Raw genomic sequence first — 1165 nt, 5'->3', positions numbered from 1 at the left:
CCGCAGTTTTCCTGATCTACCCCATCGGTCAAGGTTCTTTCTCCGATGGTATGCCTCTGGGTATCTCTGGAACCTTCAACTTTATGTTGGTGTTCCAAGCTGAACACAACATCCTGATGCACCCCTTCCATATGTTAGGTGTGGCCGGTGTGTTCGGTGGCGCTCTGTTCTCCGCTATGCACGGTTCTTTAGTAACCTCTTCCTTGGTTCGTGAAACCACCGAAGTTGAATCTCAAAACTATGGTTACAAGTTCGGTCAAGAAGAAGAAACCTACAACATCGTTGCCGCTCACGGTTACTTTGGTCGTTTGATCTTCCAATACGCTTCCTTCAACAACAGCCGCTCTCTGCACTTCTTATTGGGTGCATGGCCTGTTATCGGTATCTGGTTCACCGCTCTGGGTGTGTCCACGATGGCCTTCAACCTGAACGGTTTCAACTTCAACCAATCCATTGTTGACTCTCAAGGTCGCGTCATCAACACCTGGGCTGATGTGATCAACCGCGCTAACTTGGGTATGGAAGTGATGCACGAGCGCAACGCTCACAACTTCCCCTTAGATTTGGCTGCTGGTGAAGCTGCTCCTGTGGCTTTGAGTGCTCCTCAAATCAACGGCTAATTCTTAGCTAACTAAATAAATAAAAAACGCTCTCCTGAAAAGGGGGGCGTTTTTTGTTGTTTAAATATTGTGAAGGGCTATTTTTACCACTTTCGACACGAAGAACACAAAGGAAATCAAGAATCATCTTTGTGTTCTTTGTGTCTTGGTGGTTATTAAAATTTCATAATGATTTGAGGATGTATTAAATACAGGATTTAGCAGAAAGCGCGATCGCCCTCCTGTGGTCACTTTTTCGACTAAGCCCCGTCTGCCTAAAGATTGCATGGCTTCGGTTAATTCTGATTTGGCAAATTCCCGTAATCCAGATGCTTGAGAAATATCTACCGATTCATATTCTGAAAACGTGGATATGACTTTTTTTTCTAACTCCGATAAACGGTCTAAGTGAGATTCGAGAATGGGGGATAAGTCGCCGATAAATATCTCCTCTTGGTCGGCTAAAAATAAGGAAACGCTACCATCAAATAGTTCTAATATCGTTGAGGCGATGATATTTAACCAGGTGGGATGACCTTGGTATAGGTTGATTAATTCTGGCCATT

General features: G+C 44.3%; 2 pseudogenes. One reads left to right on the top strand and one right to left on the bottom strand.

Annotated elements, in window-relative coordinates:
• A pseudogene (locus AM228_RS28810) lies at positions 1 to 620 on the top strand (photosystem II q(b) protein); the annotation flags it as partial.
• 123 nt (positions 621 to 743) lie between these two features.
• Here AM228_RS28810 and AM228_RS34725 read toward each other — a convergent pair.
• Positions 744 to 1165: pseudogene (locus tag AM228_RS34725) on the bottom strand (hypothetical protein); the annotation flags it as partial.

The sequence above is a fragment of the Planktothricoides sp. SR001 genome (genome assembly GCF_001276715.1).
GTDB classification, from domain to species: domain Bacteria; phylum Cyanobacteriota; class Cyanobacteriia; order Cyanobacteriales; family Laspinemataceae; genus Planktothricoides; species Planktothricoides raciborskii.
Note: the sequence above shows the minus strand (reverse complement) of the source record. Positions and strands in the feature narration are given on the sequence as shown.